The organism is Halomonas sp. TG39a (assembly GCF_000744395.1).
In the GTDB taxonomy this organism is placed as follows: domain Bacteria; phylum Pseudomonadota; class Gammaproteobacteria; order Pseudomonadales; family Halomonadaceae; genus Vreelandella; species Vreelandella ventosae_B.
Window position 1 is genome coordinate 951,652 of the sequence record NZ_JQLV01000002.1, and the last position, 16,050, is coordinate 967,701.

Below are 16,050 nucleotides of genomic sequence, written 5' to 3' on the forward strand. Positions count from 1 at the left end.
CGCCGGCGTTTAGGCCGGCGCTACAGGGACTGTTTCAGTTCAGAATGTCGAGATACTCAGTTAAACAGACTACGCAGGCCGTCGCGGAGTTCTTGAGCAGCGCCTTCGCCAAGGCGTTCATCTAGTTCGTCTAACGAGTCGCCCAACCGCTCTTCCAGCTCTTCATCCACTCGATCCCCGGCTTCGTTACGCAGCAGGTCAACCACGGCGGTCTGGAACATCTCGCGGTCAAAGCGGCACCACTCGGTACGCTCATCGCCGAAATTACCTTCACAGCGCACGGGTAACGGCAGTTGCTCCAGACGCGGATTAACCTCACAGGCCGCGTCAGCGGTGTCGACCAAGCGAGCATTAGCACGGCTATCGAAGTTCAAGCTAGCGAGATTGAGTTCGCCTTCTCCGCGCACATCGATGCCGGGCAGGGTAATTAGCAGGTCGTCACTCTCCACTAAACCGTTGCTAATCTGGAAAGTCGCATCAAAACGCTCAAAGCGCGTATCGGTGTGCCAATCCCGCAAGGTGCCCTGCCCTTCTAGCTGAGCCACCAGCTCGCACATCTGCTTGGAAATATTGGTATTCAAAATCGCGCCTTCGTTTAGACGAGCATTAAGCGCGCCATTGAGGTTGCCGATAAGCGCTTCACGGGTATTGCCCTGACTGGTGACATCCCCGGTTAAATTAAAGCGACCGCGCAGTGGTGATGCCTCCTCTTTTTCACTGATCGCTTCAATCAACGGCGCCACCTGAACGTTGTTAATAGTCGGCGATAGCGCCCACTCAAGGATGGAATCCGTAGCATCAACCTGGCCGGTAGCGCTGAGTTCACCCTCATAGAAGCCTGACTCAAACGCCGTTAGCCGATGAACGCCGTCGTCGCCACGCAGTTGCAAGCGTGGATTGTTGAAGGTCAGGCCCGCAAAAATAAGCGTATCCACGCTCAGGTCGCCCTCTAACGCCAGCCCGCTGAGCAACGATTGCGGCACTAATGTGTTGTTTTCCTGAGCAAAGGCTTTGCGTAGCAAGCCGCGACTCGCCTGTTTGGCGGTGGCCTCACCGGGAAGATAGCGATCAAGGTCTAGTTGGTCACCGGCTAAATCGAACGCCAAGCGTGAGCCATCCAGCGCGGCCGATAGTTCACCGGTAAAGGTACTGTCGTCAACTACCAACGAAAGGCTAGGCAGTGAGAACTGCTCGGCATCGCCTTCAATAGGGCTGGTCATGGCCACATCGCTGAGCGCCAACTCACCCGCTGTAGTAAGCGTAACGCCTGCACGGGCCAGCCAGGGGCGTAGCGTAAACGGGGCTGCCGTTAGCTGGCCACGGTAGCGCGGCGCATCGCGCAGCTGCTCAATATTAAGGTGCCCACTGACCCTGAGACCATCCGGCCCGGTGAGCTGTAGCTCTTTCAACTGGGCCGTTTGTGCCTGCCAATCGCTCTCCAGACCAAAGGCAAGGGCCAGCGCCAAACTACCCTGCCAGTTATCCGCATTGCGCAGGCCCGTTTCAAGCAGCCCTTCTTTAATGGTCAGTTGCTGTTCGCCCATACGTGCAACGAGTTCGGCGGCTTTTAAACTGAGCTGCTGTGGCTCGCCCTCTGCGCCTTTAGTCGTTCGGGTGGTCAGTGCCATATTTTCCAGGGCAAACAGCTTATCCGCCAAGCCAAGCCGCACGCGCGTTTCGAGATTAATCTCGCTGGTAAGATCGGGGGTGCGTTCCAATACTTCGGCATCAAGTCGATTATGCTTGGTCAGCGTAAACATGGCCTTCAATGGGAAGGCGCGCAGTGGGTTAACGTTGCTACCCGAGATATTCAGTTGCTGCATGCGCCACAGCGCTTGGGTTTGCGCATCGCGGAAGCGAATATCGGCATTTTTCACTTCAACGCTGGCAATACTTAATACCACCGCCAGGCTACCTGCGTCTGCATTGGGGCCTGCACTGGCGGGTGCCAGCACCGTTTCAGCCGCTCCCTCATTATGTTCAGAGAGGCGTTCTAACAAGGGTTCCCAGTTACCTTCGCCTTGAGCGTCGCGCTCCAGGTTAAGGCGCATACCGTCTAGCGTTAGGCCGTCAACGGCAATTTCCCCACGTAGCAACGGGCCGAATGCCACGCTCACTTCCGCGCGGTCAATCGCCGCAAAAGCAGCGCTATCTTCGGCCTGCTCGGGCAACCAGGCGCGGGCTTTCTCTACGCTAACGCCGATACGCGGGTAGAATGACCAGGTAATGGGGCCTTCCAGCGCCAAGTTGAGCCCGGTTTGCTCTTCAACAACGGCGGTTAAACGGGGCTTAAAGTCTTCTGGATCCAGAAAGGTGGTCACATAGACCACGGCGGCGACCGCGACGATGGCAAGAATACCGACGGCTGCCAGTACAATACGTAATAGTTGTTTCATTACCCTTTCCCTTGTGGGTCTAGCTCAACAAAATCGCTGGTGGCGGGCATTCCCGCCGCCGGAGTCTCTGGATTAGCCATTGGCCGGTAACCTAGCTTGGAGAGCAGCACACGGTCGGCCAGTGGTAAGGTAGACGTTTCAATGCGCAGAACGCGGCCTTCCTGCTTGGCTTGCTCGCCCAGCAGGGCCATTAAGCGCGAACCGACGCCACGGCGGCGGGTGGTTTTGCGCACGCAGAGCTCTGAAAGCCACCACGCTCGGTCTTCGCCCTCTTGAACGGCAACGGCCCCCAGCAGCCGGTCATTGAAAAGTGCACAGGCAAAAAAGTGCTGGCCTGCAAAATGTTGTTCAATAAATGGCTCAACCGTTGGAGTGGGCATGCGCTCTTGGGGCGCATCCTGGTAGATGCGCATCAGATCAAGGCGCACCTGCTCATCGGCCTCCCAACGGGCCTGGTCGACATGGTGCAGTGTCACCGGCATGGTGAAATCCTCTTCGCCAAAGCAGCCTGGCTGCTATTACTGCCGCAATTGATTGCGGCTACATTTCGCGCATTGTAGCGGATGAAGGCGCCGATTCACTATAATGGTCGCTTCGCCATAGGCTGATCAAATAATGGTAAGTTGATGCAGAGCCATCGGCCGTCCCTCAGAGTGCGCCTTAGCGCAGGAGATGCAACATGTCAGCGCGTATTGCCACGGTTAGCCGTGACACCAACGAAACGCAGATCAAGGTCAGCGTCAATCTCGACGGTGAAGGCCGTCTCAATTGCCAAACCGGCGTTCCGTTTCTGGATCATATGCTTGATCAAGTTGCCCGCCATGGGATGATCGATCTCGACATCAACGCCAATGGCGACCTGCATATTGACGACCACCATACCGTAGAAGACCTGGGTATTACGCTAGGCCAGGCGTTTTTTGCAGCCATTGGCGATAAACGCGGTATTTACCGCTATGGGCACGCCTATGTCCCCCTTGATGAAGCACTCTCGCGCGTGGTGATCGATTTTTCTGGTCGGGCAGGGCTGCACATGAACGTAGAGTTTACTCGCGATACCATCGGCAGTATGGACACTCAGCTGTTCTGGGAGTTTTTCCAAGGCTTCGTCAATCATGCCCACGTAACGCTGCATATCGACAATATTAAAGGTTTTAATGCCCACCATCAGGCGGAAACGATTTTTAAGGCCTTCGGCCGGGCGCTACGTATGGCCGTGGCGGAAGACCCGCGCATGGCAGGCCAAATGCCCTCCACCAAAGGGAGCTTATAATGCTGCGCTGTAGCCTGCGCGATGCCACGGGCTGTGCCGTTAGCCCTATTTTGTCCACTTCTCCAAGGAGCGCTTCATGACCATTGCTGTAATCGACTATGGAATGGGTAATTTACATTCCGTGGCCAAAGCGCTGGAGCATGTGACCCATGAGAATGTCGTCATTACCCGCGACCCGCGCCGCATCCTGGGCGCGACCCGCTTGGTACTGCCTGGCCAAGGGGCCATTCGCGACTGCGTTGGCGAACTTGAGCGCACCGAATTACGCGGGCTGGTGGACGATATTTTAACCCGCCAGGCTAAACCGCTGCTGGGAATCTGCGTGGGTCAACAGATGCTGCTGGAGCGCAGCGAAGAGAATGGCGGCGTGGAGTGCCTGGGCTTCTTTAAAGGCAGCGTGGATCGCTTCCCAGGCGATATGCGCGATGCCCACGAACAACGCCTGAAAGTCCCCCATATGGGCTGGAACGTGGTCGAGCAGCACCATGAACACCCCTTGTGGGCCGGTATTGATAACCGCGAACACTTCTACTTTGTGCACAGCTACTACGTGAATGCCGCGGAAGATGCCCAGGTATTTGGCACGACTCAATACGGCAAGGTAAGCGCCCATGTGGCCATTGGCCGGGATTCGACCTTCGCGGTGCAGTTCCACCCGGAAAAAAGCTCCCGCGCAGGCCTTCGACTGCTTGAAAATTTTGTCACCTGGACGCCCTGAGAGGATTTTGTATGTTGATAATTCCCGCTATTGATCTCAAAGATGGCCAGTGTGTCCGGTTGAAACAGGGCCGCATGGAAGACGCGACCTCCTACGGAGATGACCCAGTCGCTATGGCGGCCCGCTGGGTAGAGGCAGGCGCCCGCCGACTGCACCTGGTGGATTTAAACGGCGCCTTTGAAGGCAAGCCGATGAATGGCGACGCTGTTACGGCGATTGCCCGCGCCTACCCCAACCTGCCGATTCAAATTGGTGGCGGTATTCGCAGTGCGGAAACCATTGAGCATTATTTAAGTGCCGGTGTCTCTTACGTCATTATCGGCACCAAAGCGGTAAAAGAGCCTGCATTTGTGGGCGAGATGTGCCGCGCCTTCCCCGGCCATGTGATTGTGGGGCTGGATGCCAAAGATGGCTATGTTGCCACCGACGGTTGGGCAGAGGTCTCTACGGTTAAAGCCACTGAGCTTGCCAAGCGTTTCGCCAACGATGGCGTTTCCAGCATCGTCTACACCGACATTGCCCGCGACGGCATGATGCAGGGCGTCAACGTGGAAGCCACCGCTGCGCTGGCCCGTGAAGGTGGTTTACCGGTGATTGCCTCGGGTGGTGTAACCAATTTGGACGACATCACAGCACTCTGCGAGGTGGCTGACAGCGGTATTTTGGGCGCGATCACTGGCCGGGCGATTTATGAAGGCAGCCTGGATGTTGCCGAAGCCCAGCGATTGAGCGACCAACTAACGGGAGGCGGCTCATGAGCCTTACTAAACGCATTATCCCCTGCCTGGACGTAGACGCCGGACGCGTAGTCAAAGGCGTTAATTTTGTCGGCATTCGCGATGCCGGTGATCCGGTGGAGATTGCCCAGCGCTATAACCAGCAGGGCGCCGACGAGATTACCTTTCTCGATATTACCGCCAGCCACGAAGACCGCGACACCACGGTGGAGATGGTCGAGCGCATCGCTGGGGAAGTATTTATCCCGCTGACCGTCGGTGGCGGCATTCGCAGCTGTGACGATATTCGCACCATGTTGAACGCCGGGGCAGACAAAGTCTCGATCAACACCGCGGCGGTCAACAACCCTGAGTTTGTGCGCGAAGCCGCCGAGCGTTTTGGTAGCCAGTGCATTGTGGTGGCCATTGACGCCAAGCGGGTCTCTGAAGAGGGTGAAACGCCTCGCTGGGAGATTTTCACCCACGGTGGCCGCCGCCCAACAGGCCTGGATGCCGTTGAGTGGGCGAAGAAGATGGTGGAGTTCGGCGCGGGAGAGCTGTTGCTCACTAGCATGGATCGCGACGGCACCAAGATTGGTTTTGACCTGGGCGTGACCCATGCGATTTCCGAAGCGGTGAGCGTGCCAGTCATTGCCTCAGGTGGTGTGGGCAACCTGGATCACTTCGTCGATGGCGTACTCAAAGGTGGCGCCGACGCAGTGCTGGCCGCGAGCATTTTCCACTTTGGCGAGTACACCATTCCTGAAGCGAAGCGCTATATGGCCGAACGCGGTATTGAAATGCGCCTTTAAAATGCCCTTTATCAACAAGGAACGTCGAATGTTTCGCTCACATCCATGGATGGGATGGCTAGCAGGCCTGCTGTTTAGTATGCCTGCTACAGCGTTCTCTGATTGGCCTCCGTCGTTGGAGTGGGATCATACCCTGGTGCAAACCAGCCTTTATACCCGCCACTTCAGCCCCGACCCGGAACACACTAACCAGCAAGACCTGATCAGCATTGAACTGCATAATCCGAATAACTGGCTAGCGGGCGTGGCTTGGTTCAAAAACTCCTTTGATCAACCGTCATGGTACTTCTATGCAGGGCGGGAATTTCCTCTTTGGCAAACCGATCAGGGGTTAAACGTGCGCGCCAAACTGACCGGGGGGCTCCTGCGCGGCTACCAGGGCGAGTATCGCGACAAGATTCCGCTCAATCACTTGGAAATCGCCCCGGCAGTACTCCCCAGTATCGGTGTCCAGTGGGGCCGGTTTGAATCTGACCTGATTGTATTTGGCGCCGCCGGCATGATGATAACTGCAGGGGTGCGCTTTTAACCGCTACTCCTCAACCTCGTCCAGCGTTAAACCTAGATTGCTGATACCACCATTGTGACCTAGTTCGCGCACCGCTTTCATCGCCGCTTTATCCAGCGGTTCACTAACGGCTTCCAGCACGGCGTCCTGGAAGTCATTTTCGTCGGCCATTAGCGGATGATCACGAATAATCAGCGCCAACGCCTGGGAGTCAACCTCACCCTCGGTGAGCTCTATAAAGGCGCGTACGCCCGCTCGAGAGGTGCGGCTCACGTCCAACACGGCCTCTGGGGAGTCGCCTTGCAGGGTGTCCAGCAGCGCCGAAACCGACACCACCGCATCCAGGGCACGCCGGGCACCAAAGCTGTCATCCTGTTCCGGCGGCTCACACTCGGCGAGCTTTTCCGCTTGGCGGGCAAAGTCGATACTGGCATTGGGCACATTAAGCCGTTCCCAAACCAAACTCAGCACAGTACGCAGCGTATGGCTATCACCCTGGCCAGTGGTTTGCTCATAAAGCACATAGTTAGGCAGCAAGCGCTCACACAGCGCCGCCATAAAGGCCTGCTGGGCAGGGAGTGTGAGTTCTTGCAGCCGTTGGTAAAAGCCCTGAGGTTTCGACACCATAGTGATTTCCTGGATCGCTTGACGTGGGATATTGGTGAAAAGTAGCGGGTACGTTATCTTCTCTATACGCTTGGGGTGATCCCCCAGCGCTTTGATGATTGTACGGCCGGCGAGGAGATTACCATGCATATTCATCTGCTACAGCACGGCCCTGACCATGGCCCCGCCCGTTTAACCGACTGGCTAACCAGTATGGGCCATAGTTACACCGTTTTTCATCTCTACGCAGGTGAGCTAACACCCCGCCCAAGCGAATCTGATGCGCTGATTGTGCTTGATGGCCCAGAGGCGCTGCTCAGCCAATCAGCGGGGTGGTTTAAAGCTGAAGAAAAACTGATCAACCGCTATCTGGACGGCCAAAAGCCGCTGTTGGGTATTGGCGTGGGTGCTCACTGGATTGCCCAGGCGTTGGGCTCAGTGGTGGCGCCTGGCACTTATGCTGAAACAGGCTGGCATACGGTCACCTTAGCGCCGGAAAGCGCGCTGGATTTACCCGAAACATTCACCGCTTTTATGTGGCACCGCTACGTCTTCAGCCTACCCGACGATGCTTTTCCCTTAGGCGGTAGCGAAGCAGCGCCGCTGCAAGGATTTGCCTGGGACAGGGGGCGCGTCATCGGCCTGCTCTGCCATCTGGAAGCCACCGCGGCTAGCGTAAAACAGCTGCTGGGCACTGCCGAGTGGCCCAATGCATCGCCTGCCGCCGCCCGCTATATTCAGGACGATGCGCAGATCCTTGAGACCCCTAACCGCTTTATTAATTTGGCGCCGCTACTGGATCGCGTTATGACTCAGTGGCTTAAAGCGGCGTAACCGCAGCAAGATATATGGCCGTCAGCGGTTCCACTGCCTGACGGCCGCTAAGCAACTATCCCAATCACCCACATGGATTTCTGGCGGAGCAGCGTCGCGCTGCTTCTCTAAGTGGTAGCGATAAAGCGGGTCGTAGTACTCGGTAAGTAGCGGCGCAAGCCAGGCTTCGTGGGCTTGAGGGTTGCCTTGGGCATGCTCCTTAAAGGCCAGTGCCTGCAGCCGCTGTAAGCGCTGCAGGCGCGCATTGCCTAAGCGTTTTCCTAACCGAATAAGCGCGTTGCTTAACTGCGCCTGCATTAATTGCCAGCCTTGATAATCGCCATGGCGAGCGGCATAGGCCAGCTCCAGATCGATAATATAGTCCTGCTGGATTTGAGCGAGGCGCCAATCCAACGGCATTTCGATACGCACCCGTGGCGATTGCTGCAGCGCTCGCCAGAAGCTCAAGGGAATATTGGCATTACCAATCTGGCGGGACTCATCTTCGATGACCAGCCCTTCCGTCAGCCCAATTAGCCGCTTGGCCAGCGCATGCTCAAAGTTGATTTGCGTGGCAGGCTCTTCGGGCCTGCGCCCGAAGGCAGAGCCTTTATGGTGCGCGTAGGCTTCCAGGTCAACGCCGTTCTCAAGCTGGTTAATCAGCGTCGTTTTTGCACACCCGGTCAGCCCCGAGACAACCAGCATGGGTTGAAGCGCGGCCGCGTCAATGCGCTCACACAGCGCTTGGCGCATGGCTTTCCAACCACCTTCTAAGCGCGGCCTTGAGATACCGGCTTCTTCCAGCCACTGCTGTGCGATTTTTGAACGTAGCCCACCGCGAAAGCAGTAAATCAGCGCATCCGGATGCTCGGCTAAATACGTCTGCCACGCCGCTATCCGGGCCTGCTTGACCTTGCCGCTGACTAAACGCTCGCCCAGCTCAATCGCCGCGGCTTGGCCGTGCCTTTTATAAGCAATACCGACCTGATGACGCTCATTATCGACCATCAAGGGCAGATTGACGGCCCCCGGCAGCGCGCCCTGGGCAAACTCCACAGGGGCGCGCACATCAATTAGCGGCTGCTCTTCTCTGATTAAACTCAATACCGCTGGCGTCGTGGCTAGTGTCACCCGACCACCTCAATGGAGGCGTTGCCTTGACGCGCTTTCATTACTCCAAATGAGTGTAACGACAGGCCGAATTCACGACCGATGCGCTCAACGTCATCTTCCCAGGCGGGGTCAACGCTGAGCAGCAGGCCGCCGGAGGTTTGTGGGTCGCATAACCACTGCCAGTGGGCTTCGTCCATGGCGGGCAGGCTTTCACCCAGGGCATCGCGATTACGCAGCGTACCGCCAGGCACAGCTCCCTGGCGACGATACGACTCCGCCTCGGCGAGACGTGGCAGCTTACGGAAATCAATTTGTGCCATCACACTGCTGGCTTGGCACATTTCCGCAAGGTGGCCTGCTAAACCAAAACCAGTGACATCGGTCATGGCGTTCACCCCTTTCACATCGGCCAACTTCACGCCAATGTTATTGGGCTTGAGCATGGTTTCCCGGGCAAGCCCGTGATGGCCCATTTCCAACAAACCACGTTTCTCTGCCGTGGTTAACATACCCACGCCTAACGGTTTGGTTAAGAACAACAGATCACCGGGCTTGGCGGTGCTGTTTAGCTTGAGCTTGTCTAGATCGACCAAGCCGTTCACAGCGAGCCCGAAAATTGGCTCGGGCGCATCGATAGAGTGGCCACCGGCCAGAGCAACGCCTAATTCGCGACACACCGCCTGGGCACCAGCCATTACATCGCCCGCTACTTCAGCGCTAAGCTTATCCAGCGGCCAGCCCAGAATACCTAACGCCATCACTGGCTTGCCGCCCATGGCGTAAACGTCGCTGATGGCATTGGTGGCGGCGATACGTCCAAAATCGAAGGGGTCATCGACAATGGGCATAAAGAAGTCCGTGGTGGCAATCATGCCGCGACCATCGCCCAGATCGTAGACGGCCGCATCCTCGCGCCCTTGATTGCCGACGATAAGCCGCTTATGGCCCGCCGCTGGCCCTGCCTTGGCCAGAATCCCATCCAGCACATCTGGGGCGATTTTGCAGCCGCAGCCTGCGCCGTGGCTATATTGGGTCAAGCGAATCGAACTCATCGTGTCTCTCCTTGGCACTTGGGGAATATCATCAGTTTAGCCCAGCATGGCGCATACTACAGAGCGTCCAGCGCGTCGCTAAGCTTATCCACGGCAATGACCTCCATACCTTTGGGCGGCTGCTTGGGGGCATTAGCGCGGGGTACAATGGCACGTAGAAAACCGTGTTTGGCGGCTTCGGCGATGCGCTCCTGACCACTGGGCACCGGGCGTATTTCGCCCGATAGTCCAACCTCACCAAAGACCACCAGCTCTTTGGGCAGGGCTCGGTTTTGCAGGCTAGAGACCACCGCCAACAGTACTGCCAAATCAGCGCTGGTTTCGAGCACTTTGACACCTCCGACGACGTTTAAAAATACGTCCTGGTCGCCGGTAAACAGGCCGCCGTGGCGATTAAGTACCGCTAACAGCATGGCCAGACGGTTTTGATCCACGCCGACGGCGACTCGGCGTGGATTACCCAGCGCGGACTCATCCACCAGCGCCTGAACCTCGACCAGAATCGGCCGAGTGCCTTCCCAGACGACCATGACTAAGCTACCTGGGGCCTGCTCCTCCTGACGGGAAAGAAAGATCGCGCTGGGATTTTTAACCTCTTTAAGGCCCTGCTCTAGCATAGCGAAAACGCCGAGCTCGTTAACGGCACCAAAGCGGTTTTTCTGTCCGCGCAGGGTGCGAAAGCGTGAGTCTGCACCGCCTTCTAATAACAGCGAGGCATCAATCATATGCTCAAGCACTTTAGGGCCAGCCAGTGAACCGTCTTTGGTGACGTGCCCCACCAGTAATAAGACGGTATTGGTCTTCTTGGCAAAGCGCGTCAGCGCGGCGGCCGACTCGCGCACTTGGGCAACGCCACCAGGCGCAGAAGCTATATCTTCCAGATGCATGGTTTGGATGGAGTCGATCACCAAAATCTCTGGTTTCTCCCGCTCAGCCACCGCCAGAATAGTTTCTACACTGGTCTCGGCCAGCATTTTCAAACCATTGGTGGGCAACTGTAAGCGATGGGCACGCATGGCGACCTGAGAGAGCGACTCCTCCCCCGTCACATAGAGGATACGACGCTGCTGGGCCAGCTTGCAGGCCGTTTGCAGCAGTAGGGTCGATTTACCCGCGCCAGGATTGCCCCCCAACAGCACCGCAGAGCCAGGCACAAGCCCGCCGCCCAGCACACGGTCAAACTCTGCGAAGGTGGAACTCATACGTGGTACTTCGCTGAGATCCACATTACCCAGGTCGATCACTTCGCGCGACAGATCACCCGCGTAGCCAGATCGGCCGGGGGTTGCACCCCCACCGGGGCGGGCGCTTGCCAAATGAACTTCGCTGAGGGTGTTCCACTCTTGGCAACTGCTGCACTGCCCCTGCCATTTACGGTATTCGGCGCCGCACTCGGTGCATACAAAGGCGCTTTTGGCTTTAGCCACTGCCATTACACTCCTACTGTTGCTAGCTTTTATGGCTTATCTTCGCTGAGTTGCCACAAGCGCTAAATTGCTTAAACCTGTTGCACTTGCCTGCGTTACGCTATTCACCGCTACAAACACAAAAGGCGGCCAGTGGCCGCCTTTTGTACTACTGGCTAACGCGTTACTGACGCTTTAGCTGCAGCATTTCGCCATTTTCAAAGCGGCGACGCTCTGGGTCAATCAACTCCAACGTGCTGTCATCGATACGCATGAAGTAGTAAATCTGACCATCGCCATCGGGCGTCAGCTCGTAAACGGTAGCGTCCGGGTCAGACGGTGTACCTGTTAGCACTTCCCAGTTACCCGCGTAGTTTTCATCTGGCGGGGTCTGAGGGTGGTTACGGTAGCTGGCGTTCAGCGTGAAGGTGCGTTCTTCAGCTGGACTCATATCTTCACCCACCATGGTGACATCCAGATCGATACCATCGCAATTACGGCAAGGCAGTGAGCCCTGGTAATTTTGCTGTGCGGCAGCCGCTTCCTCTTGCTGCTGTTCCATAGGGCCGCTTGCACAGCCAGCCAGCAGTGCCAACATGGCCGAACCGGCCAGCAAACTCTTAAGTTGCATAGAGTGTCTCCTTAATCTCGTGTTGGACATCACATTTATTTACGCGCACTTGTGACAGCATAACCGCTACAAGGTGCGACGCACACCCCTAGCTACGCGAATGCTTGCGCTTAGTTAGCCTTCAAGCGACCATGGTGTACCTTGCTAGGATAATCAGGTTACCCCTATGAGCCAATACTGGAGTCCGGCCGTTCGCGAACTTACCCCTTACGTGCCCGGTGAGCAGCCACGCGAGCAGCTTGTTAAGCTCAATACCAATGAAAATCCTTACCCGCCCGCTCCGGGTGTCGGTGAGGCGCTGCGCGATTACGCGACAGACCATCTGCGCCTCTATCCTGACCCAACCTCTGCAGCGCTGCGTGAAGCATTAGCGGAGTCGTTTCAGGTAGCGAGCAGCCAAGTCTTTGTAGGCAATGGTTCCGATGAAGTGCTGGCGCTTGCCTTCCAGGCATTTTTCCGCCATAACGCGCCCCTCGACGTACCCACGATCACCTATAGTTTCTATCCCGTCTACGCCAATCTTTATGGCGTTGAGCTGCGTAAGCATCCCCTTAACGCCCTGTGGGAAGTCGATATTGATGCGCTGGCGGCGGCCACGCACCGTAGCGGCGTTATTTTTGCCAACCCGAATGCGCCTACCGGCCATGCGCACCCGCTGGAGGCCATTGAGGCACTGCTTAAGCGAGTCACTGATCGCGTAGTGCTAGTGGATGAGGCGTATGTCGATTTCGGCGCTGAGAGCGCTGTAGCGCTAATTGATCGCTATCCTAACCTGCTGGTCACCGGCACGTTTTCTAAATCACGCAGTTTGGCAGGTTTGCGGTTGGGCTATGCGGTGGGCTCACAGGAGTTGATTGATGGCCTGCTGCGGGTAAAAGACTCCTTTAACTCTTATCCTGTCGATAGTTTGGCAAGCCTACTAGGCATCGCCGCGCTGAAAGATGTCGAGCATTTTGAAGCCTGCCGCGAGCATGTGATTACCACCCGTGAGCGTACCCGTCAGCGCCTCGAAAATTTGGGCTTTGAGGTGCTGCCTTCTAAGGCCAACTTCGTGCTTGCCCAGCACCCCGACTACTCAGGCGCCCAGCTATTTACGGGCCTGCGCGAGCGGGGCATTCTGGTGCGCCACTTTAATACCGCCGAGCTCAACAACTTCCTACGTATCACCATCGGCACCGATGATGAGATGGATAGTTTGATTGAAGCCCTGGAGACAATCTGCGGATAGCCTTAGTGTGAGGCGTGAGGCGTGAGGCGTGAGGCGTGAGGCGTGAGGCGTGAGGCGTGAGGCGTGAGGCGGAACAGGATATTGGGGAGACCCCCATTCACCAACGTTTTCTACTCACGATTCACGACTTACCCTTCACCCAACACAAAAAAAATCCCCCAAGGCATCAGCCCTGGGGGATTTTTCATAATAAGTGCCTGACGATGACCTACTCTCGCATGGGGAGACCCCACACTACCATCGGCGCTAAGCGGTTTCACTTCTGAGTTCGGCAAGGGATCAGGTGGTTCACGCGTGCTATGGTCGTCAGGCGTAACTGTTAATGTACATCATGCTGACTAGCGTTTTTGCTATCTTGTGATCGTCTCATTGCCTGTCGCCCTGGCGTTATGTCGCTTGGGCCACACGCTGCGTATCCGGCTTTGAATGTTGCGTCATCATCACGACCAGACCCCTTGGGTGTTATAGGGTCAAGCCTCACGGGCCATTAGTACACGTTAGCTCAACGCCTTGCAGCGCTTCCACACCGTGCCTATCAACCAGCTGGTCTCGCTGGGCCCTTCAGGAGGCTCTAGGCCTCAGGGATGTCTCATCTTGAAGGGGGCTTCCCGCTTAGATGCTTTCAGCGGTTATCCCGTCCGACCATAGCTACCCGGCAATGCCACTGGCGTGACAACCGGAACACCAGAGGGTCGTCCACTCCGGTCCTCTCGTACTAGGAGCAGCCCTTCTCAAACATCCAACGCCCACGGCAGATAGGGACCGAACTGTCTCACGACGTTCTAAACCCAGCTCGCGTACCACTTTAAATGGCGAACAGCCATACCCTTGGGACCGACTTCAGCCCCAGGATGTGATGAGCCGACATCGAGGTGCCAAACACCGCCGTCGATGTGAACTCTTGGGCGGTATCAGCCTGTTATCCCCGGAGTACCTTTTATCCGTTGAGCGATGGCCCTTCCATACAGAACCACCGGATCACTAGAACCTGCTTTCGCACCTGCTCGACGTGTCTGTCTCGCAGTCAAGCACCCTTATGCTCTTGCACTCAATGCACGATGTCCGACCGTGCTGAGGGTACCTTCGTGCTCCTCCGTTACTCTTTAGGAGGAGACCGCCCCAGTCAAACTACCCACCACACACTGTCCTCGATCCGGATAACGGACCTGAGTGAGAACGCCAATGATGCCAGGCTGGTATTTCAAGGTTGGCTCCGCCCGAACTGGCGTCCGAGTTTCAAAGCCTCCCAGCTATCCTACACAGGCAACATCAGCGTCCAGTGTGAAGCTATAGTAAAGGTTCACGGGGTCTTTCCGTCTAGCCGCGGGTACACCGCATCTTCACGGCGATTTCAATTTCACTGAGTCTCGGGTGGAGACAGCGTGGCCATCATTACGCCATTCGTGCAGGTCGGAACTTACCCGACAAGGAATTTCGCTACCTTAGGACCGTTATAGTTACGGCCGCCGTTTACCGGGGCTTCAATCAAGAGCTTCGCCTTGCGGCTAACACCATCATTTAACCTTCCGGCACCGGGCAGGCGTCACACCCTATACGTCCGCTTGCGCGTTAGCAGAGTGCTGTGTTTTTAATAAACAGTTGCAGCCACCTGGTATCTTCGACCGGTTCGGGCTAGGAGAGCAAGTCTCTTCACCCTACGCCGGCGTGCCTTCTCCCGAAGTTACGGCACCATTTTGCCTAGTTCCTTCACCCGAGTTCTCTCAAGCGCCTTGGGATTCTCACCCTGACCACCTGTGTCGGTTTGGGGTACGGTCGCACATGATCTGAAGCTTAGAGGCTTTTCCTGGAAGCGTGGCATCAGTGACTTCCTGACCGTGGTCAGTTCATCTCGTGTCTCGGCCTTGAAAGGGTCCGGATTTACCTAAACCCTCAGCCTACTCACTTTCACCAGGACAACCAACGCCTGGCTCACCTAGCCTTCTTCGTCCCCCCATCGCAACCATGTCCGGTACGGGAATATTGACCCGTTTCCCATCGACTACGCCTTTCGGCCTCGCCTTAGGGGCCGACTCACTCTGCTCCGATTAGCGTCGAACAGAAACCCTTGGTCTTCCGGCGAGGGAGTTTTTCACTCCCTTTATCGTTACTCATGTCAGCATTCGCACTCGTGATACCTCCAGCAGACTTCTCAATCCACCTTCATTGGCGTACACGACGCTCCTCTACCGCTCATCCAAAGGATGAACCCGTAGCTTCGGTACCTGGTTTAGCCCCGTTACATCTTCCGCGCAGGCCGACTCGACTAGTGAGCTATTACGCTTTCTTTAAAGGATGGCTGCTTCTAAGCCAACCTCCTAGCTGTCTGAGCCTTCCCACATCGTTTCCCACTTAACCAGGATTTCGGGACCTTAGCTGACGGTCTGGGTTGTTTCCCTTTTCACGACGGACGTTAGCACCCGCCGTGTGTCTCCCACGCGTTACTCACCGGTATTCGGAGTTTGCCTCGGGTTGGTAAGTCGGGATGACCCCCTAGCCGAAACAGTGCTCTACCCCCGGCGGTACTACGTGAGGCGCTACCTAAATAGCTTTCGAGGAGAACCAGCTATCTCCGAGCTTGATTAGCCTTTCACTCCGATCCACAAGTCATCCAAATCTTTTTCAACAGATCCTGGTTCGGGCCTCCAATTGATGTTACTCAATCTTCACCCTGCTCATGGATAGATCGCTCGGTTTCGGGTCTATATCCAGCGACTGTGTCGCCCAGTTAAGACTCGGTTTCCCTACGGCTCCCCTATACGGTTAACCTCGCCACTGAAT

Annotated in this window: 14 protein-coding genes and 2 rRNA genes; 7 read left to right on the forward strand and 9 right to left on the reverse strand. The window is 56.5% G+C overall.

Going from position 1 to position 16,050, the window contains the following annotated elements; genetic code table 11:
• Positions 1-56: 56 nt before the first annotated feature.
• A complete protein-coding gene (locus U738_RS22520) occupies positions 57-2,396 on the reverse strand; it encodes an AsmA family protein (protein WP_035585614.1) in 2,340 nt (779 codons plus the stop codon).
• The gene (locus U738_RS22525) at positions 2,396-2,878 is read right to left on the reverse strand and encodes a GNAT family N-acetyltransferase (RefSeq protein ID WP_035585615.1); all 483 of its coding nucleotides are present in this window, start codon (positions 2,876-2,878) and stop codon (positions 2,396-2,398) included. The genes U738_RS22520 and U738_RS22525 overlap by 1 nt, the downstream gene beginning before the upstream one ends.
• A gap of 197 nt (positions 2,879-3,075) precedes the next feature.
• On the opposite strand from U738_RS22525, the gene hisB reads away from it, so the two are divergent.
• The 5 genes from hisB to U738_RS22550 all read left to right on the forward strand — a co-directional run bounded on the left by hisB (position 3,076) and on the right by U738_RS22550 (position 6,444).
• Positions 3,076-3,669, forward strand: coding sequence for an imidazoleglycerol-phosphate dehydratase HisB (gene hisB, locus U738_RS22530; RefSeq protein ID WP_035585616.1), 594 nt, complete (start codon positions 3,076-3,078; stop codon positions 3,667-3,669).
• 76 nt (positions 3,670-3,745) lie between these two features.
• Positions 3,746-4,387, forward strand: a complete 642-nt coding sequence (gene hisH, locus U738_RS22535; protein ID WP_035585617.1) for an imidazole glycerol phosphate synthase subunit HisH — start codon at positions 3,746-3,748, stop codon at positions 4,385-4,387.
• A gap of 11 nt (positions 4,388-4,398) precedes the next feature.
• The gene (gene hisA, locus U738_RS22540; RefSeq protein ID WP_035585618.1) at positions 4,399-5,145 is read left to right on the forward strand and encodes a 1-(5-phosphoribosyl)-5-[(5-phosphoribosylamino)methylideneamino]imidazole-4-carboxamide isomerase; all 747 of its coding nucleotides are present in this window, start codon (positions 4,399-4,401) and stop codon (positions 5,143-5,145) included.
• Positions 5,142-5,915, forward strand: a complete 774-nt coding sequence (hisF, locus tag U738_RS22545; protein WP_035585619.1) for an imidazole glycerol phosphate synthase subunit HisF — start codon at positions 5,142-5,144, stop codon at positions 5,913-5,915. Before hisA ends, hisF begins: the two co-directional genes overlap by 4 nt.
• Before the next feature lie 28 nt (positions 5,916-5,943).
• Positions 5,944-6,444, forward strand: coding sequence for a hypothetical protein (locus U738_RS22550; RefSeq protein ID WP_035585620.1), 501 nt, complete (start codon positions 5,944-5,946; stop codon positions 6,442-6,444).
• Between the two features lie 3 nt (positions 6,445-6,447).
• Here U738_RS22550 and U738_RS22555 read toward each other — a convergent pair whose 3' ends face one another.
• Positions 6,448-7,050 carry a YjaG family protein gene (locus U738_RS22555; protein ID WP_035585768.1) on the reverse strand — a complete coding sequence of 201 codons (603 nt, stop codon included), beginning with the start codon at positions 7,048-7,050 and terminating at the stop codon, positions 6,448-6,450.
• Positions 7,051-7,173: 123 nt separating this feature from the next.
• Between U738_RS22555 and U738_RS22560 the strand changes: the two genes are divergently transcribed.
• Positions 7,174-7,863 carry a type 1 glutamine amidotransferase gene (locus U738_RS22560; RefSeq protein ID WP_035585621.1) on the forward strand — a complete coding sequence of 230 codons (690 nt, stop codon included), beginning with the start codon at positions 7,174-7,176 and terminating at the stop codon, positions 7,861-7,863.
• Positions 7,864-7,884: 21 nt separating this feature from the next.
• Here the strand turns inward: U738_RS22560 and mnmH are convergent, their stop codons facing one another.
• From mnmH to U738_RS22580, 4 genes are all read right to left on the reverse strand, one after another.
• Positions 7,885-8,973 (reverse strand): tRNA 2-selenouridine(34) synthase MnmH, encoded by a 1,089-nt coding sequence (mnmH, locus tag U738_RS22565; protein WP_035585622.1) that lies wholly within the window; start codon positions 8,971-8,973, stop codon positions 7,885-7,887.
• Complete coding sequence (gene selD, locus U738_RS22570; protein WP_035585623.1) at positions 8,970-10,007, reverse strand: selenide, water dikinase SelD; 1,038 nt, start codon at positions 10,005-10,007, stop codon at positions 8,970-8,972. Before selD ends, mnmH begins: the two co-directional genes overlap by 4 nt.
• Positions 10,008-10,063: 56 nt before the next feature.
• Positions 10,064-11,434, reverse strand: a complete 1,371-nt coding sequence (radA, locus tag U738_RS22575) for a DNA repair protein RadA (RefSeq protein WP_035585770.1) — start codon at positions 11,432-11,434, stop codon at positions 10,064-10,066.
• A gap of 163 nt (positions 11,435-11,597) precedes the next feature.
• Positions 11,598-12,044: a copper resistance protein NlpE N-terminal domain-containing protein gene (locus U738_RS22580; protein ID WP_035585624.1), complete on the reverse strand. Its 447-nt coding sequence runs from the start codon at positions 12,042-12,044 to the stop codon at positions 11,598-11,600.
• 166 nt (positions 12,045-12,210) lie between these two features.
• On the opposite strand from U738_RS22580, the gene hisC reads away from it, so the two are divergent.
• Positions 12,211-13,272, forward strand: a complete 1,062-nt coding sequence (hisC, locus tag U738_RS22585; protein ID WP_081899180.1) for a histidinol-phosphate transaminase — start codon at positions 12,211-12,213, stop codon at positions 13,270-13,272.
• A gap of 195 nt (positions 13,273-13,467) precedes the next feature.
• Here hisC and rrf read toward each other — a convergent pair.
• Positions 13,468-13,583, reverse strand: a 5S ribosomal RNA gene (rrf, locus tag U738_RS22590).
• 155 nt (positions 13,584-13,738) lie between these two features.
• Positions 13,739-16,050, reverse strand: a 23S ribosomal RNA gene (locus U738_RS22595); the annotation flags it as partial.

Bases quoted from the DNA above. Each gene is read 5' to 3' on its own strand.
- U738_RS22520 (WP_035585614.1), bottom strand. From the start codon at position 2,396: ATGAAACAACTATTACGTATTGTACTGGCAGCCGTCGGTATTCTTGCC.
- U738_RS22525 (WP_035585615.1), bottom strand. From the start codon at position 2,878: ATGCCGGTGACACTGCACCATGTCGACCAGGCCCGTTGGGAGGCCGAT.
- hisB (WP_035585616.1), top strand. From the start codon at position 3,076: ATGTCAGCGCGTATTGCCACGGTTAGCCGTGACACCAACGAAACGCAG.
- hisH (WP_035585617.1), top strand. From the start codon at position 3,746: ATGACCATTGCTGTAATCGACTATGGAATGGGTAATTTACATTCCGTG.
- hisA (WP_035585618.1), top strand. From the start codon at position 4,399: ATGTTGATAATTCCCGCTATTGATCTCAAAGATGGCCAGTGTGTCCGG.
- hisF (WP_035585619.1), top strand. From the start codon at position 5,142: ATGAGCCTTACTAAACGCATTATCCCCTGCCTGGACGTAGACGCCGGA.
- U738_RS22550 (WP_035585620.1), top strand. From the start codon at position 5,944: ATGTTTCGCTCACATCCATGGATGGGATGGCTAGCAGGCCTGCTGTTT.
- U738_RS22555 (WP_035585768.1), bottom strand. From the start codon at position 7,050: ATGGTGTCGAAACCTCAGGGCTTTTACCAACGGCTGCAAGAACTCACA.
- U738_RS22560 (WP_035585621.1), top strand. From the start codon at position 7,174: ATGCATATTCATCTGCTACAGCACGGCCCTGACCATGGCCCCGCCCGT.
- selD (WP_035585623.1), bottom strand. From the start codon at position 10,007: ATGAGTTCGATTCGCTTGACCCAATATAGCCACGGCGCAGGCTGCGGC.
- U738_RS22580 (WP_035585624.1), bottom strand. From the start codon at position 12,044: ATGCAACTTAAGAGTTTGCTGGCCGGTTCGGCCATGTTGGCACTGCTG.
- hisC (WP_081899180.1), top strand. From the start codon at position 12,211: ATGAGCCAATACTGGAGTCCGGCCGTTCGCGAACTTACCCCTTACGTG.